Annotated in this window: 21 protein-coding genes; 15 read left to right on the plus strand and 6 right to left on the minus strand. The window is 33.3% G+C overall.

Translation table 11 applies throughout. The features are described from left to right. The first annotated feature begins 81 nt into the window (after nt 1–81). From FPG59_RS06150 to FPG59_RS06165, 4 genes are all read left to right on the plus strand, one after another. A complete protein-coding gene (locus FPG59_RS06150) occupies nt 82–1158 on the plus strand; it encodes an SRPBCC family protein (protein WP_254906656.1) in 1077 nt (358 codons plus the stop codon). A 63-nt stretch (nt 1159–1221) separates the two neighbouring features. Next, nucleotides 1222–1764 carry an RNA polymerase sigma factor gene (locus FPG59_RS06155; protein ID WP_086453747.1) on the plus strand — a complete coding sequence of 181 codons (543 nt, stop codon included), beginning with the start codon at nt 1222–1224 and terminating at the stop codon, nt 1762–1764. Between the two features lie 33 nt (nt 1765–1797). Next, entirely contained in the window at nt 1798–2217 is a 420-nt protein-coding gene (locus FPG59_RS06160; RefSeq protein WP_086453748.1) for a hypothetical protein, read from the plus strand. Between the two features lie 19 nt (nt 2218–2236). After that, a complete protein-coding gene (locus tag FPG59_RS06165; RefSeq protein ID WP_086453749.1) occupies nt 2237–2695 on the plus strand; it encodes a sensor of ECF-type sigma factor in 459 nt (152 codons plus the stop codon). Between the two features lie 63 nt (nt 2696–2758). Here FPG59_RS06165 and FPG59_RS06170 read toward each other — a convergent pair whose 3' ends face one another. Further along, the gene (locus FPG59_RS06170; RefSeq protein ID WP_086453750.1) at nt 2759–3823 is read right to left on the minus strand and encodes an oxidoreductase; all 1065 of its coding nucleotides are present in this window, start codon (nt 3821–3823) and stop codon (nt 2759–2761) included. A gap of 109 nt (nt 3824–3932) precedes the next feature. Here FPG59_RS06170 and FPG59_RS06175 point away from each other — a divergent pair, with 109 nt between their 5' ends. From FPG59_RS06175 to FPG59_RS06185, 3 genes are all read left to right on the plus strand, one after another. Then, complete coding sequence (locus FPG59_RS06175) at nt 3933–5204, plus strand: hypothetical protein (protein ID WP_086453751.1); 1272 nt, start codon at nt 3933–3935, stop codon at nt 5202–5204. Nucleotides 5205–5316: 112 nt separating this feature from the next. After that, on the plus strand, nt 5317–7278 hold the full coding sequence (locus FPG59_RS06180; protein WP_086453752.1) for a KUP/HAK/KT family potassium transporter: 1962 nt from the start codon (nt 5317–5319) through the stop codon (nt 7276–7278). A gap of 131 nt (nt 7279–7409) precedes the next feature. Beyond that, on the plus strand, nt 7410–8624 hold the full coding sequence (locus FPG59_RS06185; protein ID WP_086453753.1) for an RsmB/NOP family class I SAM-dependent RNA methyltransferase: 1215 nt from the start codon (nt 7410–7412) through the stop codon (nt 8622–8624). A 61-nt stretch (nt 8625–8685) separates the two neighbouring features. Here FPG59_RS06185 and FPG59_RS06190 read toward each other — a convergent pair whose 3' ends face one another. Then, nucleotides 8686–9726, minus strand: a complete 1041-nt coding sequence (locus tag FPG59_RS06190; RefSeq protein ID WP_086453754.1) for an RluA family pseudouridine synthase — start codon at nt 9724–9726, stop codon at nt 8686–8688. After that, on the minus strand, nt 9716–10339 hold the full coding sequence (locus tag FPG59_RS06195; protein WP_086453755.1) for a PASTA domain-containing protein: 624 nt from the start codon (nt 10337–10339) through the stop codon (nt 9716–9718). The genes FPG59_RS06190 and FPG59_RS06195 overlap by 11 nt, the downstream gene beginning before the upstream one ends. A 240-nt stretch (nt 10340–10579) precedes the next feature. Between FPG59_RS06195 and FPG59_RS06200 the strand changes: the two genes are divergently transcribed. The 3 genes from FPG59_RS06200 to FPG59_RS06215 all read left to right on the plus strand — a co-directional run bounded on the left by FPG59_RS06200 (nt 10580) and on the right by FPG59_RS06215 (nt 13102). After that, entirely contained in the window at nt 10580–11548 is a 969-nt protein-coding gene (locus tag FPG59_RS06200; protein ID WP_086453756.1) for a D-alanine--D-alanine ligase, read from the plus strand. Nucleotides 11549–11555: 7 nt separating this feature from the next. Then, nucleotides 11556–12011, plus strand: coding sequence for a pantetheine-phosphate adenylyltransferase (coaD, locus tag FPG59_RS06205; RefSeq protein ID WP_086453757.1), 456 nt, complete (start codon nt 11556–11558; stop codon nt 12009–12011). A gap of 512 nt (nt 12012–12523) precedes the next feature. After that, nucleotides 12524–13102, plus strand: coding sequence for an alkylphosphonate utilization protein (locus FPG59_RS06215; RefSeq protein WP_086453759.1), 579 nt, complete (start codon nt 12524–12526; stop codon nt 13100–13102). A gap of 142 nt (nt 13103–13244) precedes the next feature. Here the strand turns inward: FPG59_RS06215 and FPG59_RS06220 are convergent, their stop codons facing one another. Beyond that, entirely contained in the window at nt 13245–14591 is a 1347-nt protein-coding gene (locus FPG59_RS06220; protein ID WP_086453760.1) for a DEAD/DEAH box helicase, read from the minus strand. A 154-nt stretch (nt 14592–14745) separates the two neighbouring features. On the opposite strand from FPG59_RS06220, the gene FPG59_RS06225 reads away from it, so the two are divergent. Then, nucleotides 14746–16476, plus strand: coding sequence for a M14 family metallopeptidase (locus tag FPG59_RS06225; protein ID WP_086453761.1), 1731 nt, complete (start codon nt 14746–14748; stop codon nt 16474–16476). 146 nt (nt 16477–16622) lie between these two features. On the opposite strand, the gene FPG59_RS06230 is transcribed toward FPG59_RS06225, so the two are convergent. Further along, complete coding sequence (locus FPG59_RS06230; RefSeq protein WP_086453762.1) at nt 16623–17228, minus strand: NUDIX hydrolase; 606 nt, start codon at nt 17226–17228, stop codon at nt 16623–16625. A gap of 7 nt (nt 17229–17235) precedes the next feature. Here FPG59_RS06230 and pyrE point away from each other — a divergent pair, with 7 nt between their 5' ends. Both pyrE and FPG59_RS06240 read left to right on the plus strand, forming a co-directional pair. Continuing rightward, nucleotides 17236–17883 carry an orotate phosphoribosyltransferase gene (pyrE, locus tag FPG59_RS06235; protein ID WP_086453767.1) on the plus strand — a complete coding sequence of 216 codons (648 nt, stop codon included), beginning with the start codon at nt 17236–17238 and terminating at the stop codon, nt 17881–17883. A 22-nt stretch (nt 17884–17905) separates the two neighbouring features. After that, the gene (locus FPG59_RS06240; RefSeq protein ID WP_086453763.1) at nt 17906–18298 is read left to right on the plus strand and encodes an orotate phosphoribosyltransferase; all 393 of its coding nucleotides are present in this window, start codon (nt 17906–17908) and stop codon (nt 18296–18298) included. A 55-nt stretch (nt 18299–18353) separates the two neighbouring features. Here FPG59_RS06240 and FPG59_RS06245 read toward each other — a convergent pair whose 3' ends face one another. Beyond that, nucleotides 18354–19082, minus strand: coding sequence for a biotin--[acetyl-CoA-carboxylase] ligase (locus tag FPG59_RS06245; RefSeq protein ID WP_086453764.1), 729 nt, complete (start codon nt 19080–19082; stop codon nt 18354–18356). Nucleotides 19083–19177: 95 nt separating this feature from the next. On the opposite strand from FPG59_RS06245, the gene rsfS reads away from it, so the two are divergent. Next, the gene (gene rsfS, locus FPG59_RS06250; RefSeq protein WP_086453765.1) at nt 19178–19549 is read left to right on the plus strand and encodes a ribosome silencing factor; all 372 of its coding nucleotides are present in this window, start codon (nt 19178–19180) and stop codon (nt 19547–19549) included. Between the two features lie 18 nt (nt 19550–19567). After that, nucleotides 19568–21493: an ATP-dependent zinc metalloprotease FtsH gene (gene ftsH / locus FPG59_RS06255; protein ID WP_086453766.1), complete on the plus strand. Its 1926-nt coding sequence runs from the start codon at nt 19568–19570 to the stop codon at nt 21491–21493. The last annotated feature ends 12 nt before the right edge of the window (nt 21494–21505 follow it).

The raw sequence follows: 21505 nt of genomic DNA on the forward strand, positions 1-21505 counted from the left end.
ATCTATAACTTTACAAAATCAAGAAACTAACCCGTTATGCGAATTTTAAAATATATTTTCCTTCTACTTTTACTAAGCCTTGTGGCTTTGACTATATTTATTGCCACTCAAAAAGGAGATTTCACTGTAGAAAGAAGTCATATTATCAAAGCGCCTAAGAATACTGTATACCAATTTGTTAATGATTTAAGAAACTGGGAAGATTTTGCAACTTGGATATCTAAAGATGCAGCTTCAAACCTTTCTTTTTCAGAAAAATCAATAGGAAACGGAGCTACAATGACTTGGGATAACTCAACAAGTTCAGGATCAATTGCAACACTTTCAACACAAGAAAACGATAGTATTTCACAAAAAATGGATTTTGATGGCAGTGAATCATCAGTAGTACTCCGTTTTAAAGACACTTTAAATGGAACTAAAGTGACTTGGAAATCTCAAGGAAAAATGAGCTTTACCATGAAAGTAATGGCTGCAATGCAAGGCGGAATAGATAAAATAATGGGTCGCGTTTACGAAAAAAGTTTAGAGAAACTCGAAAAAACATTGGTTTTTGAAACCAATACTTTCAATATAAAAGTCATTGGTCTAAGCACAAAATCAGGAACAAATTACTTAAAACAAACCTTTACAAGCAAGCTTACTAGCGTTTCTAAAAATGCTAATATCGTATTTAATAAATTAACTGCTTTTTGTACCAATAATGGCGTAGAAACAAATGGAAAACCATTTTTATTGTTTCACAATTACAATGCAACAACAGGATTAGCACAAATTTCTTTTTGTATTCCTACTAAAAACCGAATTTTGACCAGTTCAGGTAGTGATATTTTATCAGGTACATTAGAGCCATTTGAAGCCATAAAAACAACTTTAACAGGCGATTATACTCACATAGGCAAGGCTATACAACAGTCCAACGCCTACATAGCTAAAAATAAAGTAGTTGTAAGTCCTAATTTTAGCCATTTAGAAGTTTTTAAAATTAATAAAATCGACATTAAAAATCCATCAAAATGGGAAACAGAGGTTTATGTGCCGCTTCCGCCAAAAGTGATTCCAGTAACTACTCCTGTAAAACCTGCTACAATTGCGCCTGCAACTACTAGCAACCCACCCGCTCCAACAGAAATCAAAGAAGAAGATTCTGAATTTTAAAAAAAAATACCTTCTGGTATTAAACCTTTTTATTCAAAAATCATCTTAAACTAAAAAAACATTGTGCAGGAAGAACAGGAATTTATAAACCAATTATTAAACCCCAAAACGCAGAATCAAGCGTTTCAGAGGTTGTTATTGGAATATCAAAAACCTTTATACAACCACATTCGTACCATTGTTTTAAATCATGATGATACAGATGATGTTTTGCAAAATTGTTTCATTAAAATTTTTCAACATCTTAAAGGTTTTAAAGGAGACAGCAAACTTTTTTCTTGGATGTACCGTATTGCCACAAATGAGGCCTTGACTTTTTTAAAACAAAAAGCCCGTGCTAATAATATCTCATCTGAAGCTTTACAAAATAAAACACTTGATAATCTAGAAGCCGATGTTTTTTTTGACGGAAATGAAATGCAATTAAAACTGCAACGCGCAATAGCCACTTTACCTGAAAAACAGCAACTAGTTTTTAAAATGAAATACTTTCAAGAACTTAAATATGAAGAAATATCAGAAATTTTAGGCACTACAGTAGGCGGGTTAAAAGCCTCCTATCACCTAGCCGTAAAAAAAATTGAATCTTTTGTTTCTTCCACTTAAACCTTTTAGTAATAACATTGTCTAAACACTATTATGAAGACATTTAAATTAGATAACGAACCAAAAATAGAACCTGGATTTAAAGTTCCAGACCATTATTTTGACACTTTTTCTGCAAAGATGATGCAGCAATTAGAGCAAAATGAGCCGCCCGTTATTTCTATTTTTCAACGAAAGAAAACTTTAATATTCTCTGCTGTAGCTGCCGTATTAGTTTTAGCACTGATGGTTCCTTTAGTGGTACAACAACAAAACAATAAAGAAAATGAGCTAGAGACAGCTGCATTAGAAAATTATATTACTTATCAAACAAATGTAAATCAATACGATTTAATTAATGGTTTGAATTATGAAGAAATTGAAAATATGAAAACTCCAATTGCCCTAGAAGATGAGGCAATTGAAGAACATTTTTCAACAAATACCAACCTAGAAAATTTAATTTTAGAATAATAGATTTAAAAAAAATACAATGAATAATTCAAAAATAATACTCCTTGCTTTATTATTTGTTTCTTTTAATTTTTACGCTCAAGGCGAAAGCATGAAAGAAAAAAGAGAGCAAATAAAAGTTTTGAAAGCTGCTTTTTTTACCACAGAAATAGGATTTACAACCACCGAAGCCGAAAAGTTTTGGCCTGTTTACAATATTTATGATGATAAACAATTTGAGTTAAGACATCAAAAAATGAAATCCTATGTAAAACGAATGAGCGATGGCTCTCTTGATAAAATTAACGAGAAAGAAGCTAAACTTTTTTTAGCTCAAATTGAGGGCACAGAAGAAGAATTATTCTTAGTTCGCAAACGCTTTTTACAAAATTTGAGAACGTTTTTACCTGCTGTAAAGATTGTAAAATTAAAAAAGGCTGAAGAAGATTTCAATAAAAAATTACTCCAACAATACCGTAATAACGGACAAAAAAATTAATTTCCTTTTTTATTAATTCAAGAACTACCCTCAGAGTCTAGCATACTGAGGGTATTTTTTCTTTTAATTAAATCGCAACCGAATCATTTTGTTTTGACCAGCAGCAATAGCCGTAGTTTCATTAATAAAGCGAATGGTATTCAGTTTTGAATCTGTTGCTAATTGCTTCCAGGAAACGCCACCATCCCCAGAATAAAATACTCCAGAGTAACCCACCGTAACAATACCTTTCCCTTTACTATTAGGCACGTATTGCGCACAAGATGCATAACCAAAAGCCGTATTCTCAGCTACTAGGTTCCAAGTTTTTCCTCCATCTACAGTTATGGCTTTATTAGAATGATTTTGATTTCTATTTTCATAATCTCCACCAGATATAAACCCTATTTTTTTATCATAAAAATCAGCCGTAAATATTCCTGTCATGCTTTTACCTTGTACAATAGGCGTCTCATAAACTGTCCAAAACTTTCCTTTATTTGGCGAATAAAAAACTCTTGACTTAACTCCCCCAGAAACAATCCAAGTAGAAGAACCTTTTACTATAATATTAGTGTTGCTTGCTGCAAAAGCAGCCTCTCCAGCACTTGTTGTAGGCATGAGCATGTCAGGAACTTTTTTCCATGAAGCTCCGCCATCACGAGTAATGATAACATTTAAACCAGTAGAAACAGGGTCTCCCATGGCTATACCTTCTCTATTATTCCAAAATTGCATACTATCAAAAAAAACCTTTTCATGATTTTCTTGATAGACCAATTTAGCAGTTAAATCTTTTTTTGAAATTTGATATAACAAAGCAGGATTCGATACACTTAAAACATAAACATATTCTCTAGTTTGTGCATTACTTCTAAACTCTAGTTGCAACGTATCCTTGATAATCTTGCGTTCGGTTTTTTTATTGGTTACCAAATCAAAGTAGCCATACCGATTTTTATCAGCCACATACCAAATTTTAGTTCCATCAATCACTAAAGATCTAATGCTAATTTTATCTTCAAATAAGGTATCAATACTTACATTCTTAAAAACAAAGCTTTCTAACCCCATTTTATTAGTATTAACTTGACTTTTACAAGAAACGATAAAAAGCACCCCTAAAATAAAGGAAAAACGACAATTCATACACAAATAATTTTAGGCTAATATACAATTATAAATCAACAGTTATTCACTAAAAAATACTGGCATAGTAATTGGATACAACTTTAGTGTGAAACTAAATCGAAATAATATGAAAACTAAACTACTACTATTCAGCGTAATAACTACACTATTAGTCACCACTACGCAGGCACAAGATAGAACCTCTGTGAACGCTATGAATTCAGAAATAAGTGATAATCTAGATTTAAGAGCAATTGCTTCTATTTTTGGTGATTCCAGAGATCTTGATGATTTTGAAAGAAGATTAAACGATCCGAAAGCGCAAATATCTAATCTAGATTTAAACAACGACAATCAGGTTGATTATTTAAGAGTTGTAGAATCGGTAGAGAGCAACACACACCTAATTGTTGTTCAAGCTGTACTGGACAGAGACGTATATCAAGACGTAGCTACAATTGATGTAGAAAGAGACCGAAATAATAATGTTCAAGTACAAGTTATTGGTGATGTGTTTATGTATGGCGATAATTATATTTATGAGCCTGTTTACTATACTACTCCTGTGATTTATGCCTCTTTTTGGAGACCTTCATACCGTGCGTATACCTCTAGATGGAACTGGGGATACTACCCATCGTACTACTATACTTGGAATCCTTTCCCTGTGTTTAGATATAGAAATAATATCTCTATCTGTTTAAATAGTTACAACAGTTACAACTATGTAAACTTAAGACGAAGTAATAGAGCAGTTGTCCTTTACAATTCAAGACGCAGCAACGGTTATGAAAGATTATATCCTGATTATGCTTTTTCAAGACGTAATGTTGCAGTATCAAACCGATATGAACTAGAACAAAGAAGAACAAGCTCTAGAGTTGAAACCAGTGCTGGAAGACGCACTTCAGATAGCAATAACCGATCTGCTACAGATAACACAAGAGGAAGTCGTACAGCGCAAACCTCTAATTCTGGCAGATATGAATCCCAAGGCAGAACTCGTTCAGAAAATGCTACTAACTCAAATAGAATAGCTACAAGAACTGAAAATAACAGATACAGTACAAGAACTAGTGGAGAAACAACCACTGCTAACGGACGATCTGATAGAAGCTACTCGCAAAATAGAGGTACAACAACTACCGAAAGAGAATCGCAAAGAAGTGAATCCCCTCGTGCAAATAGCTCAGGCAGATCAAATTCTGAAAACAGTTTACCTTCAAGAAGAGAAAGCACACCTAGAGATTATTCGCAAAACAGATCAAGTTCAGCACCACAAACTGCGCCACAAAGACAAGAATCAAGTTCTAGAGGCAATTCTGGTAGAGGTTCTGAAACAAGAAGCAATAGCAATCAAAGAGGAAGTTCTGAAAGATCAGAAAACAGAAGATCCTAATTAAAATAAAAATAAAAGAAAAACACGACATAAATAGTCGTGTTTTTTTTATACAAAAAGCTTCTAATATATTTTAAAAGTGTAAATTTGAAACGTTTTTAAAAAAAATTTCATGAACGCTTCACACAAAGACCTCCATACTAAATGGACATTAGGCGGATTATTAATTTCATTAGGAATCATTTACGGAGATATAGGTACCTCGCCTTTGTATGTGATGAAAGCCATCCTTGGCACTCATTTAATAGTGTCAGATATCGTTTTAGGAGGTATCTCCTGTGTTTTTTGGACACTTACACTACAAACAACCATTAAATATGTGATTATCACACTTAGTGCAGACAATCATGGCGAAGGAGGAATATTTGCATTGTACGCACTAGTCAAGAAAACTAAAATTCAATGGCTAATTGTACCCGCAATTATTGGAGGAAGCGCTTTATTAGCTGATGGTATCATTACGCCTCCTATATCGGTTTCTTCAGCTGTTGAGGGAATAAGGACATACTACCCTGAAATTAATACCATTCCAATTGTAATAACAATACTTTTCATATTGTTTATGATCCAACAATTTGGGACAAAACTTGTGGGTAAATTCTTTGCTCCCATGATGCTTATTTGGTTTGCAATGCTTGCTATCCTAGGTATATCACAAATTACTCAAAATACCGAAGTTTTAAAAGCTGTAAACCCATACTATGCTTACCACTTATTATCTATCCATCCTGAAGGATTTTTTGTACTTGGTTTTGTTTTCTTGTGTACAACTGGTGCTGAGGCATTGTACTCTGACATGGGACATTGCGGGCGTAAAAATATCCGAATTAGTTGGGTATTTGTAAAACTAGCATTGGTACTAAACTATTTTGGACAAGCCGCATACCTTTTAAAACACGAAGGTGAAACATTACAAAGTATTGGTGGAAAAAATGGGAATCCGTTTTACTTAATCATGCCAGATTGGTTTCAACCTATAGGAATTGTAATTGCTACACTTGCTGCTGTTATTGCATCTCAAGCTTTGATTAGTGGTTCTTTTACCTTAATAAATGAAGCTATGAGGCTTAACTTTTGGCCAAAAGTTAAAATCAAATATCCTACAGAATTAAAGGGACAATTGTACATTCCGTCAATCAACTGGTTGTTGTTTATAGGATGTGTTGGTATTGTATTGCATTTTGAAGAGTCCAGCAACATGGAGCATGCTTACGGACTAGCAATTATACTTTGTATGATCATGACTACCATTTTATTGAATTATTACTTGATTATGAAAAGGGTTAAATTGTACTTTATAATTCCCTTAATAACCATTTATCTAGGAATTGAATTCAGTTTTTTAGCTGCTAATATTACAAAATTTGCCGAAGGTGGTTACGTAACACTTTTAATTGCAATATCGTTAATATCAGTAATGACTATTTGGTATTTGGCTAAGAAAATTAATAAAAGTTACACCAAATTGGTTAAAATTGAAGACTATAAAAAAGTACTTGTTGAATTAAGTGCCGATTTATCTATACCAAAATATGCCACTCACTTAGTATACATGACTAATGCTGGACGAGTTGATGAAATTGAGGAAAAGGTAATGTACTCTATCCTACAAAAAAGACCTAAAAGAGCTGATATATACTGGTTTGTTCATGTAAACATACTTACAGAACCATACAAAACTGAATACAAAGTTACCGAAATTGTAAAAGACGATTTATACCGTGTAGACTTTAACCTTGGTTTTAGAGAACCTACTAAAATCAATCTCATGTTTCGTGAAGTAATTCGTGACATGGTGAAAAAAGGTGAAGTAGATATTACTAGTAGATATGAATCTCTAAACAAAAACAATATCATTGGAGATTTTAAATTTGTACTATCCGAAAAATTCCTTTCAAATGATAGTGATTTAAGATGGCATGAAAAATTAATCATGAACTCATACTTTTTTATTAAAAAACTAAGTCTTTCTGAAGAACGCGCTTTTGGTTTAGACAGTAGTTCTGTTAAAATTGAAAAATTCCCAATGGTACTTCATGCACCAGAAAACATAGGGCTCACGCGAGTAAAATAAATAAAGAATCCTTTAAAAAAAGCATTGTAGCAATACAGTGCTTTTTTTATGAAAAATTTTTAAACAACATTCAGTACTAAAATTTAACATTCAAATCAATTAATAGTACCTTTGCACCTCAATTATTTAAAATGAGATTACACAGAAATTTAGTTTACACAACAATAGATGCTTTAAATGCTATTTTTAATGAAGGCGAATACGCCGATAAAGTAGTAGCAAGATCCTTAAAAAAAGACAAACGCTGGGGAAGTTCAGACAGAAAGTTTGTAGCCGAAACCATTTATGAAATTGTGCGCTGGAAACGATTATACTCTGAAATTGCAGAGGTTAAAGAACCGTACGACAGAGATAATTTATGGAGAATGTTTTCTGTATGGGCTGTTTTAAGAGGCTACCCAATCCCTGATTGGCGCCAGCTTGAAGGTACTCCTGAACGAAAAATAAAAGGTCGTTTTGATGAACTGTCAAAAGTAAGAGCTCTTAAAGAATCTATACCTGATTGGATGGATGAACTTGGCGTAAGCGAACTTGGTGAAAAAGTTTGGTCTAAAGAAATCACAGCTCAAAACCAACCTGCAAAAGTAATCCTTAGAGTAAATACCTTAAAAACAACTCGAGAAGCTTTGCGTGCTATTTTAATGGATTTAAACATTGAAACAGACGTTTTAAAAGACCAACCAGATGCACTTGTTTTAAGAGAAAGAGCTAATGTTTTCTTGACAGATGCTTTTAAACAAGGATTTTTTGAGGTTCAAGATGCAAATTCTCAACTAGTTGCAGCATTTTTAGACGTAAAACCAGGAATGAGAGTAGTTGATACGTGTGCAGGTGCAGGCGGAAAAACATTGCACATTGCCTCTTTGATGGAAAATAAAGGACAATTAATTGCAATGGATTTATATGAAAGTAAATTAAAGCAATTAAAAATTAGAGCCAAAAGAGATGGTGCTTTCAATATTGAGTACCGTATCATAGACTCTACTAAAGTTATAAAAAAATTACACGAGAGAGCTGATAGAGTCTTAATTGATGCTCCATGTAGTGGTTTAGGAGTTTTAAAAAGAAATCCTGATGCTAAATGGAAATTGAAACCGGAGTTCATTGATAACATTCGTAAAGTACAATCTGAAGTTTTAGAAAGTTATTCCAAAATTGTAAAACCAGGAGGAAAATTAGTGTATGCAACTTGCTCTATTTTACCATCTGAAAACCAAGATCAAGTAAAACGTTTTTTAACTACCGAAATTGGAAAACAATTTACTTTTGTTAAAGATCATAAAATCCTAGCGTCAGAGTCAGGGTTTGATGGCTTTTACATGGCGCTTTTAGAACGTAAAGAATAATATTAAGAGCTTACCACAAAAAAAACTCCAATTTCTAAATTAGAAATTGGAGTTTTTTTTATTAGTTTTCCTCGTCAGTCATATGTGATTTGGAGTAACCTCGCCATTTTTCAATACAATCTTGAAAATCTTGAGGCAATTCAGTATCAAAACGCATCATTTCACCAGTTGTAGGATGTATGAATCCGAGTGTTTTTGCGTGAAGTGCTTGCCTTGGTAACGCTTTAAAACAGTTGTCAATAAACTGTTTGTATTTTGTAAATGTAGTTCCTTTCAAGATCAAGTGACCTCCATAACGCTCATCATTAAATAAAGGATGCCCAATGTGTTTCATATGGGCCCGAATTTGATGTGTTCGTCCAGTCTCTAGCTGACACGATATTAAAGTAACATACCCAAAACGTTCTAAAACTTTAAAATGTGTTACAGCAGGTTTCCCTATTTCAGGATCAGCAAAAACAGCCATTTGCATACGATCTTTCAAATGTCTCGCTAAATTTCCCTCTATCGTGCCGCTATCATCAGCTACATTGCCCCAAACAAGAGCAACATACTCTCTTTCTGATGTTTTTGCTTCAAATTGTTTGGCAAGATGCGTCATGGCAGCCTCGGTCTTTGCAATGACTAACAAGCCTGATGTGTCTTTATCAATTCGGTGAACAAGTCCAGGACGTTCACTACTATTCATAGGCAAATTATCAAAATGATGGGCTAACGCATGAACTAAGGTTCCAGTATAATTCCCATGACCAGGATGCACAACCATTCCAGGTAATTTATTGATCAACAATAAAGTATCATCTTCATAAACAATATCAAGCGGAATATCCTCTGGAATAATATGATTTTCATACGGAGGATGCGAAAGCATAACTCGCACTATATCATGTGCCTTAACTTTGTAATTTGACTTAACCGTGGCATCATTTACAAAAATATTACCTTCACTGGCTGCAGTTTGAATTTTATTTCGGGTTGCATTTTGTATTAAACCCATCAAGTATTTGTCAATTCTTAAAGAGGCTTGCCCTTTTGGAACTTCAAACCTAAAATGTTCAAATAATTCGTCTTCTAAATCTATTGTATCTATATTATTGTTCATCAACTGGTATTTCTTCTATTGGTGCCGCAAGGGTATCTGCAGCGCTTTCTTCTTCTTCAAAACTCATTTTTCCATCTCCCAAGACCAAGTCAATTTTGGACGATTTAAGCACTCTATCACCTGCTTTTAAATTCCTTCCTTTATAACGCATCTCTAGCACCATATCTTTCCCTAAGTTTGGCACATAAGTAACACTCCCTTCATCAAGTCCAAGTGCTTTTAAAGTAGGAACAGCTTCGCGGTACGTTTTATTAACTAAATCAGGAATTCGTACAGATGAATATCCTGAGGTATTTATTTTTATATAAATTTTTCTACCTACTTTCACCTTAGTACCTGGTGTAGGATCTTGTTCTACTACACTAAACTGAGGAAAATCACTTCTATAATCAACACTGTCTAATAGTTCATAGTCTAGATCAAGCTCATCGAGTTTTTCTTCTACTTGCTCCTCTGTTAATTTTCTTAAATCTGGAACCGAAATTTCATTACCGTGATCTGTGGTAAATGTAAGCCAATGCATGAATAAATACACTAAAGCAACAATAATCCCAAGTGCTAAAATTACTTGAACTACAAAAACACGACTGGTAAGATACTTACGTAAACTCATAAAATAATTTTTAATTGTGGCAAAGATAAAGCTATTTCGTTTCAAAAAAAATGATAATTTTGTTTAATCGTTTTTAGGAATTATACGCGTTAATTTTTTGGAGCTTATTCCCGCTATCCGCTTGTATCTTTGCTTTTTTAAAGAAAAAAAACAAAGGATACCGCTGCTATCGGGGCTAAAACAAATCATAAGCTGTCTTACCTTTTTTAAACAAAAACACATCACTTAAAACTGAATAAAATGAAAAATATTGCCATCATCATGGGCGGGTATTCCAGCGAATATAAAATATCACTCATCAGCGGAAACGTTGTCTATCAATACCTTGACAAGACAAAATACAATGGCTTTCGCATCCATATCCTAAAAGAAAAATGGGTTTATGTTGACGCAAATGATGCTGAATTTCCAATAGATAAAAATGATTTTTCAGTAACTGTTAATGGCAACAAGATTACTTTCGACTGTGTTTTCAATGCAATTCACGGCACACCTGGCGAAGACGGATTAATGCAGGCCTACTTTGAACTATTGCACATTCCTCAAACTTCATGCGATTATTACCAAGCCGCATTAACGTTCAATAAACGCGATTTACTGTCGGTTTTAAAACCATATGGTATAAAAACCGCTACTTCTTACTATTTAAACAAAGGCGATGTCATCAATACGGATGAAATCGTTGCTAAAGTTGGTTTGCCTTGCTTTGTAAAACCTAATAAAGCAGGTTCAAGTTTCGGAATTTCAAAAGTAAAAACTGCTGCAGAATTACCTATCGCAATTGAAGTTGCATACAAAGAAGATAACGAAATCATCATCGAAAGTTTCCTTGACGGAACTGAAGTTTCTGTAGGTGTTATTAATTATAAAGGAACAGTGACCGTTTTACCGATAACCGAAATCGTTTCAGAAAATGATTTTTTTGATTATGAAGCCAAATATTTAGGAAAGTCTCAAGAAATTACACCGGCAAGAATCTCAGATGAAATGACACAAAAAGTCAGCGAGATTGCTAAACGTGCATACGAAGTACTCAAAATGAAAGGTTTCTCCAGAAGCGAATTTATTATTGTAAATGAAGAACCACACATGCTTGAAATGAATACTATTCCTGGACTTACAACGGAAAGTTTGATTCCGCAACAAGCCAAAGCAGCAGGAATAACACTTGAAGATTTATTTACAAATGCTATTGAACTAGCCATATAACAACACAATGAGAAAAGCAATTTTTCCTGGATCATTTGATCCTATCACACTAGGTCATGAAGACATCATAAAAAGAAGCTTACCCTTATTTGATGAAATAGTTATTGCCATTGGAGTCAATGCCGAAAAAAAATACATGTTCTCTCTAGAAGAAAGAAAACGATTTATTGAGGAGACTTTTAAGGATGAAACTAAAGTTTCAGTAATTACCTATGAAGGATTAACAACTGATCTTTGCAAAAAATTAAAAGCTGATTTTATCCTGCGTGGTTTACGCAATCCCGCCGATTTTGAATTCGAAAAAGCCATTGCGCACACCAATCGTAGATTATCAAAAATAGAAACGGTGTTTTTATTGACCGCAGCAAAAACGTCATATATCAGTTCCAGTATAGTTCGAGATGTAATTCGTAATGGTGGACAATATGAAATGTTAGTTCCTGATGCTGTTAGAGTGAAATAGTGATTAAAAATATAAAATTGACAAAGTGCTATTTAATAGTGTATACTCAAAAAAAAGCCCGTTTTTATTATTAAATTAGACTGTACTTAATTACCATTATGGAAGTATTTTTAATGCTATCGCCTTTCTTTTTTATTCCATACATGATGGCGCATATTTTTAATCGTGTTAATTATTCCTACAGATGGATGACCTATATTTTTAGTGGAATAGTTTGTATAGCTTACTCTGTATTGTTTGATTTGATAAGTTCTAATTTGAAAGAAGATAATTCTAAATTTTTATGTCATTTCCCTTTCATAATATTTCCAATATTTTTTTCACCTTTTCTAATACTGATTCAATTTTTTTTAAATAAAACTATTATTAAATCTGTCAAATATGAAAAGTATGATGGTAAAAACGAATAATAAAAACGAATAATAAAAACTAATAACACAACTACCAAAAATATAAATTTGGGAAACGAAGCAATAAACTATAATTTCGCCATAAAATAAAAGCCATCAAACATGAGTATAGAAAGAGAATTAAGCAAACGCAGTGGGTCAAAATGTGAACTATGCGGTTCAACTGAGAACTTAAAAGTTTATCAAGTATTACCTACCAAAAAAGGCGGATTTGACGAAAGTATTATGGCTTGTACTACGTGCATTGACCAAATTGAAAATCCAGATAAAGTAGATTTAAATCACTGGAGATGTTTGAATGATAGCATGTGGAGTGAACATACTGCTGTACAAGTTATTGCATGGAGAATGTTAAGTCGTATGCGAAATGCGGGATGGCCTCAAGAATTATTAGACCAAATGTATCTTGATGAAGAAGTTTTAGCTTGGGCCCAAGCTACAGGCGAAGGCGAGGAAGACGAAAACAAAATCATACACCGCGATAGCAATGGAGTAATACTAGAAACAGGAGACTCGGTCGTATTAATCAAAGATTTAAAAGTAAAAGGCTCTAGCATGGTTGCAAAGCAAGGAACTGCTGTACGTAACATTAGACTTGATCATGAAAATGCCGAATATATTGAAGGAAAAGTTGATGGTCAAACCATTGTTATTATCACTCAGTATGTAAAGAAAACATAGTTTATAATAATCAGCTTGCATTAACAAGTTGACAGAAAAATATATACATCAAACTAAAAATCGTTAACAGTAAACAAAATTTACTATTAACGATTTTTTTTTACTGAAAACTGCGACTGAGACTGATCCCTATTCTGCGTTACTACTCCTCCTCTTTCTTGATCACCTTTCGAGCAACTTCAATTTTATATTTTTTACCCTTCATTTTTTCATCCTTGATGGCGTGCAATAAATCTTTTACTTTGTTGAATTTTACTGCTGCAAATGAAATAAAATCTTTGACTTCAATAAGACCTAAATCTCCTTTTTCTAATTTTCCTTTCTGAGAAAAGAAGCCTACAATATCAATTTTATTCAATTTATTTTTCTTCCCACCACTGATGTATATAGTTTGAAATTCAGGCGGTTTTGGTAAACTAACAGTATTCTCCACTTTCAATTCCGTCATTGAATAATCGATATAATCTAATTTTTTCTCGCTTTCATTTACGATAATATAAGCAGTACCTGAGTTTTGCATCCTCGCTGTACGTCCGTTTCTATGGGTAAACTCATCTTCTTTTGATGGTAAATGATAGTGAATAACGTGCTTCATTTCTGGAATATCAAGTCCACGAGCAGCAAGATCAGTGGTTATTAAATACGTCATACTTCCATTTCTAAATTGTATAAGCGCTCGCTCACGCTCCTCTTGATCCATGCCGCCGTGGTAATACGTAGCATAAATACCTTTTGCATTCAAAGTATCACTTATTCTTTCTGCAGCGTCTCTATGATTACAAAATACGATTGCAGCCTGTGACTTCAAAGAACAAATTAAATTAAATAAACTCCCCATTTTATCCTTGTCTTTAGAAACAACCATTCGCATAGAAAGATTAGTCTCAACAACATGCTCAGGAATAAAATCTAAAATGGTAGGATTAAGTACACGTGTATATTTAGGTATTTCAATATCTGAAGTAGCCGAAACCAATACTCGTTTATTCAATTTGGTTAATTTCCCAATGATAAATGACATTTGCTCATGAAAACCGAGCTGTAATGATTTATCAAATTCATCTAAAATCAACGTTTGAATTTTATCTACTCTAAAAGTTCCTCTGTCAATATGGTCTGCAATTCTACCTGGCGTTCCTATCAAAACAGCTGGCGGATTGCTTAAGTTTTTGATTTCAGTATCTATGGAGTGCCCTCCGTAGCATACATTTACTTTATAATCGGTTCCCATTTTTTTCCAAACTTGTTCTATTTGGAGTCCCAATTCACGTGAGGGAACTAAAATTAAGCATTGCACCGAAAGTATTTCCGGCTGTAGCATTTCAAATATTGGTAGTAAAAAAGCGAGTGTTTTCCCTGAACCTGTAGGCGACAGTAATAAAATATTATTGTCATTCAGGATAGCATCTTGTGCTACTTCTTGCATTTCATTTAGGCTTTCTATACCTAAATTCAAAAGTATATTGTTGGAGTGGTGCTTCGTATTCATTTTATTCGTTTGTGCAAAGGTAATTTTAAATTGCGACTAATGAATTTTGTCGTTTAAAATTTCGATAATTTCATACATCTGCCCTATTATTAAATATTCCTTTTAAAGATTCTATAAAAAAAGCTAAATTTGAAGCTCTTATATTTACGTAACCATGAAATACTTACACTACTGTTTGATTTTATTTAGTATTTGTTCTTTGGCACAAAATCAAAATAAATACGATACTTTTTTTGAGAAAGGAAATGGAAATCAATCGGCATCCTACCCAGAAACTATTGCTTACTACAAATTATTAGCAAATGATTTCCCAACCATCAACATGCAAGAAATGGGGTTAACAGACAGCGGAGAGCCGCTGCATATGGTTGTTTTTAATCCTGAAAAACAATTTAATTTTGGAGAAATCCAAAAAAACAAAGCCGTAATCTTGATTAATAACGGTATTCATGCCGGTGAACCAGACGGAATTGATGCTAGTATGCAACTATTTAGAGATTTGGCTTTGGGCAAAATAAAAGCACCCAAAAATACGGTAATTGTTTGTATACCTGTTTATAATATTGGAGGAGCTTTGAATAGAAATTCGACCTCAAGAGCCAATCAAAATGGTCCCGAAATTTATGGTTTTCGTGGAAACGCAAGAAACTTTGATTTGAATCGGGACTTTATCAAATCAGACACCCGAAACACGAAAAGTTTTGTGGACATTTTCCATAAAATAAATGCCGATGTTTTTATTGACAACCATGTTAGTAATGGATCTGATTACCAGTACAAACTCACTTATATCATGACTCAACACAATAAATTAGGAACTGTTTTAGGTGATTTTTTGAATACAAAAATGATGCCTTCAATTGTAGCTGATTTACAAAAAAAGAAAATAGAAACCACTCCTTACGTAAATGCGTTTCAAGACACTCCTGACAAGGGATTTGCACAATTTTTTGAAAGTCCAAGGTATGCTACTGGATACACTTCACTATTCAATACAATAGGCTTTGTGGTGGAGACACACATGCTGAAAAAATATGCTGATCGTGTAAAAGTTACTTATGAATACATGAAATCAACGATTGATTACACCGATGAAAATTACAAAATCATCAAGGAACTAAGGTTAAAAAACGAAAACCAATATGCTCCAAAGAAAAAATACTCCTTAGAATGGGAAATTGACACCACTAAAACCGAATCATTCTTTTTTAAAGGTTTTGAAGCGAGCTATAAAAAAAGTGATGTCACCACAGGAAATCGACTTTATTACGATCAAAAAAAGCCATTTCAAAAAAACATTCCATATAACAAAGAATACAAATCTGTAAAAGAAATTGTAATTCCTCAGGCTTATATCGTCCCAAAAGGTTTTTGGCCTGTAATTGACTTATTAAAAAGCAATACCATAACTTATTCTCAACTTAAAAACGATACTATTATTGAAGTAGAAAGTTATAAAATAGCTGATTTTAAAACTAGTAGTTCAGCCTATGAAGGACATTATCTACATCGAAATACAACCGTAAACAATACAATTGAGAAAAAGGCTTTCGCCAAAGGTGATTATCTGATTCCTACGCAACAAAAAGGGATTAAATACATTCTTGAAACATTAGAACCAGAAGGTGTGGACTCATTTTTCAATTGGAATTTTTTTGATACACTACTCCAACAAAAAGAGGGCTATTCTGACTATGTTTTTGAAGATACCGCAACACAAATTTTAAAAGAAAATCCAGTATTAAAAGCTGAATTTGAGTTAAAAAAACAAAATGATGCCACCTTTTTAAAAAATCCCGAAGCGCAACTAGATTGGATATACAAACATTCGGTTTACTATGAAAAGGCACATTTGCAATATCCTGTGTGTCGAGTTTTAAAATAAAAAAAGCTCCAGTTGAATTATTTATAAAACACGAATTTCACGAATTTCCACTAATTATTTAGTGGAAATTCGTGAAATTCGTGTTTAACTTTAATACGTCAGTATAAAACTGCTCAATAACCTTTATATGTTTCCGAAATGCAGCACTATTTCACTAGCTTCTCTTCTTCTTCAAACAATAATTTGATATTTTCATAGGAGTTTTTTAATGCCTCTTTTATTTGTTCTGGATTCATCCAAGCAACTTTTTCAATTCCTTCTTCTAATTGTCCTTGAGGCGTTCCTTCAAAATCAGATTGCATTTCAAACCAGTGTGTAACTTTCAGCTTATACTTGCCATTTCTTTTAAAGACATGATACGTTTTTTGTAATTTGTGAGAAATTGACAACCCATTTACACCTGTTTCCTCTTCAACTTCACGCATTGCGGTATCCTCAATATCCTCCCCTTTTTCAATTCCGCCTTTAGGTAAATCCCATTTTCCGTTTCTAAAAATGAATAAAACCTCTCCTTTTTTATTATAGACCAGTCCGCCACCAGCTTTACAAACAGGAATTTTGGCTTTCAAAGTCTTCATAATCAAGGTCTCATCCGGATGATATAAATAGGCTTTATTAATTTTATTTTGAAAAATTTTCACTATAAGATGCTCAATATCAATACTCTCTAGAAGAAACAATTGAAAATCTGTTTCCTTTGAGATGTGATTTGTCAAAAAAAGTGGTTTGTCGTTAACAAAAACTTTATACATTTGTGGTATGATTTTTAATAAAGATACAGCCGAAAAAACAGCCGAATTTCTATTGCAAATAAATGCAATTAAATTGAATCCAAGAAATCCTTTTACATGGGCTTCTGGATGGCAATCCCCAATTTATTGTGATAACCGTTTAATCCTTTCATTTCCAGCCGTTAGAAATTACGTTCGCGATGAATTTTCCAAAAACATTGAGAAACAATTTGGAAAACCTGATGTAATTGCAGGAGTTGCCACAGGAGCAATAGGCATAGGAATGCTTGTAGCAGAGAGTATGGGTTTACCATTTGTTTACGTAAGACCTGAACCAAAAAAACATGGCAGACAAAATCAAGTAGAGGGATTTTTACAAAAAGGCCAAAATGTTGTTGTAGTTGAAGACTTAATTAGTACTGGAAACAGCAGTTTACAAGCTGTTGAAGCCTTGAAAGAAGCTGGAGCCAATGTAAAAGGAATGGCAGCTATATTTACCTATGGTTTTAACGTGGCCGAAGAAAATTTCAAAAACGCAAATGTTGATTTGTTCACCTTAAGTAACTATCAAAATCTTTTAAATTTGGCTGTAGCCAAAAGATACATTACCGAAGAAGAAGAACAAACTTTAAGAGAATGGAACGTATCTCCATCAACTTGGAATACAAATGTTTAATTAAAAATTAACTCCCCAAAATATGAACCTAGAAAGCCCAAAAGTAACAGTAGAAAAATCAGCACTTGAATTATTTAACTCATTAAGTGATGTAAAGAATTTTGAAAAATTAATGCCAGACAATATTGCTAAATTTGAAGTAATTGGCGAAGATGCTTTCATTTTTGGACTAAAAGGAATGCCTGAAATTAAATTAAAAATGAAAGAGAAAATCGCTCCTAACAAAGTTGTTCTTGGAGCTGCTAGCGACAAGCTTCCATTTACTCTAGTTGCTAATATTGAAGCCGTTAGTGATGCAAGTAGCACCGTAAAACTTGATTTTGAAGGCGATTTCAATCCTATGATGGCCATGATGATAAAAGGACCAATAGGTAAGTTCATTGAAACACTTGCTGCAAATATGAATAAACTATAATTTTTTATTCTCCTATTATAAAAAGTCTTTAAGCAATTTCTTAAAGACTTTTTTTTTAATACAGCATTTGAATTTCTTTAATATCAAATTCTTGTATGCTGTCATCCTCTAGTAAAACCTGAAGTTTTCCTATACCAGATACTCCTTGAATCAGTCCCATAAATGCCGTTCCGTTTGGTAAACTAAAAGCAGTGGGAACCCCTTTTTTAAACAAATATTGAGTGTACAATTTAGCATGAAAAGAATTAGTATCTGGCCAATTATTTGTTTTTTCTTTCATCTCACTAACAATTTCTTGGACTAGTATTGAAATATTAAATGAAGTAGCACTCACACATGCAAGTGAGGAAGCTTTGGGTAGATTTTCAAAGTTAGTTTGGTTCACATTCAACCCTAAACCTATAATTGAAAAAATAGAACCATCACTTTTTATACTATTTTCAATCAAGATGCCACCTATTTTTTTGTTATCTGACATTATGTCGTTAGGCCATTTTATACTTAGTTTAGGAATTTGATACTTTTCTAAAACAGATATTACAGCCAATGAAACAGCAATATTCAAATTAAAAATAGAATCAATATTACAAAGAACATCTTTAACCAAAACACTCATTATTAGATTCTTACTTTTTTCAGAAGTCCACACAGCTCCCATTTGACCCTTCCCTTTAGATTGACTTTCAGCGGTAACAACCGTGAAATTTTCTAAATTTTGTTTGCTCGCAAGCCCTTTCAGGAAGTCGTTTGTTGAATCTATGGCATCGAGTTTGATTAGTTTCATATGTAGTTTTTTGTGAAACAGAATTTAATATTGTGTTAAGGTTCAAAAATAATCACAAAAAATGGTAACTTTACAAACTTATATAAAAATAATTCATGGCGAAAAAGACTATAAACAATGATATCCTTCTGGCAAATATCATTAAAGGAATAGAAGAAGTAAAAGGAAATGATATTACCATCCTAGATTTAAGAGAAATTGATACTGCAGTATGTGACTATTTTGTAATCTCAAATGGAAATTCGAATACCCAAGTTAATGCAATTGTAAATTCAATTCAAAAAACAGTTTCTAAAGAATTAAAAGATAAACCATGGCATGTTGAAGGAACAGACAATGCCGAATGGGTGTTAATGGACTATGTAAATATAGTAGTTCATGTATTTCAAAAACACATTAGAGAATATTACAACATCGAAAGTTTATGGGGCGATGCTAAAATAACAACCATAGAAAACAAATACTAAAGACACATATCCGTAGTAATGGCTAAAGAAAATAATCCAAACCCGAATAAGTTTAAGGTAAGCCCATGGCTTGTTTACACTTCAGTAATTTTAATTCTTTTATTCATAAGCATCACTTTCCAAGGAAATGGGCTAAATGAGCCAGGACAACTGAAGTCTTCTGACATTGATAATATGCTAAACAAAGGGCAAATTAAAAATGTCATTATTTTTAATAATAAAGATGCTGAAATTTACCTTTCAGATGCTGCTTTGAAAGATCCTATCAATAAAAAAGTAGCTAAAGATGTTTTTGACAGACCAAGCAAAGGTCCTCACTACACCACAAAATTTGGTGATTTAAAATCTTTTCAAGAAAAATTAGATAAAGCTAAAGCTGAAAAAAAATTAGTAAACTATGATTTTAAAGAAGCGAGTAATTGGTCTGATATTTTAATCAGTTTACTTCCTATCATCATAATTATCGCAGTTTGGATTTTTATTATGCGTAAAATGTCTGGTGGCGGTGCTGGCGGTGGTGGACAAATATTCAATATCGGTAAATCAAAAGCTAAACTTTTTGATGAAAAAACGGATATCAAAACTACATTTAAAGATGTAGCAGGTCTTGAAGGTGCAAAAGAAGAAATACAAGAAATTGTAGAATTTCTTAAAAACCCTGAAAAATACACTAATCTGGGTGGTAAAATACCAAAAGGCGCATTGCTTGTGGGACCTCCAGGAACTGGTAAAACATTATTAGCCAAAGCTGTTGCTGGTGAAGCTCAGGTGCCATTTTTCTCTTTATCAGGATCTGATTTTGTTGAAATGTTTGTTGGTGTAGGTGCATCACGTGTAAGAGACTTATTTAAACAAGCTAAAGAAAAATCACCTGCCATCATTTTTATTGATGAGATTGATGCTGTAGGTAGAGCTAGAGGTAAAAGTAACATGTCAGGCGGTAACGACGAGCGTGAAAATACGTTGAACCAATTATTGACAGAAATGGATGGTTTTGGTACCAACTCTAATGTTATTGTTCTTGCTGCAACAAACAGAGCTGACGTACTAGATAAAGCTTTAATGCGTGCTGGTCGTTTTGACAGACAAATTTTTGTAGACTTACCAGACATTCGTGAAAGAGCCGAAATATTCAAAGTACATTTAGCTCCTTTGAAAAAAATTGAAGGTCTTGATACTGACTTTTTAGCCAAACAAACTCCAGGTTTTTCAGGTGCTGATATTGCAAATGTATGTAACGAAGCTGCTTTAATAGCTGCTAGAAACAACAAATCTGCAGTGGATAAACAAGATTTCTTAGATGCTGTTGATAGAATAGTTGGCGGTTTAGAAAAGAAAAATAAAATTGTAACTCCAGAAGAGAAAAAAGCAATCGCTATACACGAGGCGGGTCACGCAACAGTGAGCTGGATGCTAGAGCACGCTGCTCCTCTTATTAAGGTAACTATTGTCCCTAGAGGTCAAAGTTTAGGTGCAGCTTGGTATCTACCAGAGGAAAGACTAATTGTACGTCCAGACCAAATGCTTGATGAAATGTGTGCTACAATGGGCGGTAGAGCTGCTGAAAAAGTAACATTTGATAGAATCTCTACTGGAGCATTGAGTGACTTAGAAAAAGTAACAAAACAAGCTCGCGCTATGGTTACCGTTTATGGTTTGAATGACAAAATAGGTAACGTTACCTATTATGATTCAACAGGACAAAGTGAGTATAACTTCTCAAAACCGTACTCAGAGGAGACCGCAAAGGTTATTGATGAAGAGATTTCATTGTTGATTGAAAGCCAATACCAAAGAGCGATTCAAATTCTAGAAGACAATAAAGACAAGCTAAATCAACTTGCCAACATCTTAATAGAGAAAGAAGTAATATTTAAAGATGATCTTGAAGCCATTTTTGGAAAAAGAACATTTGACAAAAACCTTGAAGAAGTGGTGTCATAAATAACTCATAAT

Origin of the sequence: Flavobacterium sp. FPG59, from assembly GCF_002150205.1 — a bacterium.
In the GTDB taxonomy this organism is placed as follows: Bacteria; Bacteroidota; Bacteroidia; order Flavobacteriales; family Flavobacteriaceae; genus Flavobacterium.

Coding starts and splice junctions, on each gene's coding strand:
- FPG59_RS06160 (WP_086453748.1), top strand. CDS start 1,798: ATGAAGACATTTAAATTAGATAACGAACCAAAAATAGAACCTGGATTT.
- FPG59_RS06165 (WP_086453749.1), top strand. CDS start 2,237: ATGAATAATTCAAAAATAATACTCCTTGCTTTATTATTTGTTTCTTTT.
- FPG59_RS06170 (WP_086453750.1), bottom strand. CDS start 3,823: ATGAATTGTCGTTTTTCCTTTATTTTAGGGGTGCTTTTTATCGTTTCT.
- FPG59_RS06175 (WP_086453751.1), top strand. CDS start 3,933: ATGAAAACTAAACTACTACTATTCAGCGTAATAACTACACTATTAGTC.
- FPG59_RS06180 (WP_086453752.1), top strand. CDS start 5,317: ATGAACGCTTCACACAAAGACCTCCATACTAAATGGACATTAGGCGGA.
- FPG59_RS06185 (WP_086453753.1), top strand. CDS start 7,410: ATGAGATTACACAGAAATTTAGTTTACACAACAATAGATGCTTTAAAT.
- FPG59_RS06190 (WP_086453754.1), bottom strand. CDS start 9,726: ATGAACAATAATATAGATACAATAGATTTAGAAGACGAATTATTTGAA.
- FPG59_RS06195 (WP_086453755.1), bottom strand. CDS start 10,339: ATGAGTTTACGTAAGTATCTTACCAGTCGTGTTTTTGTAGTTCAAGTA.
- FPG59_RS06200 (WP_086453756.1), top strand. CDS start 10,580: ATGAAAAATATTGCCATCATCATGGGCGGGTATTCCAGCGAATATAAA.
- coaD (WP_086453757.1), top strand. CDS start 11,556: ATGAGAAAAGCAATTTTTCCTGGATCATTTGATCCTATCACACTAGGT.
- FPG59_RS06215 (WP_086453759.1), top strand. CDS start 12,524: ATGAGTATAGAAAGAGAATTAAGCAAACGCAGTGGGTCAAAATGTGAA.
- FPG59_RS06220 (WP_086453760.1), bottom strand. CDS start 14,591: ATGAATACGAAGCACCACTCCAACAATATACTTTTGAATTTAGGTATA.
- FPG59_RS06225 (WP_086453761.1), top strand. CDS start 14,746: ATGAAATACTTACACTACTGTTTGATTTTATTTAGTATTTGTTCTTTG.
- FPG59_RS06230 (WP_086453762.1), bottom strand. CDS start 17,228: ATGTATAAAGTTTTTGTTAACGACAAACCACTTTTTTTGACAAATCAC.
- pyrE (WP_086453767.1), top strand. CDS start 17,236: ATGATTTTTAATAAAGATACAGCCGAAAAAACAGCCGAATTTCTATTG.
- FPG59_RS06240 (WP_086453763.1), top strand. CDS start 17,906: ATGAACCTAGAAAGCCCAAAAGTAACAGTAGAAAAATCAGCACTTGAA.
- FPG59_RS06245 (WP_086453764.1), bottom strand. CDS start 19,082: ATGAAACTAATCAAACTCGATGCCATAGATTCAACAAACGACTTCCTG.
- rsfS (WP_086453765.1), top strand. CDS start 19,178: ATGGCGAAAAAGACTATAAACAATGATATCCTTCTGGCAAATATCATT.
- ftsH (WP_086453766.1), top strand. CDS start 19,568: ATGGCTAAAGAAAATAATCCAAACCCGAATAAGTTTAAGGTAAGCCCA.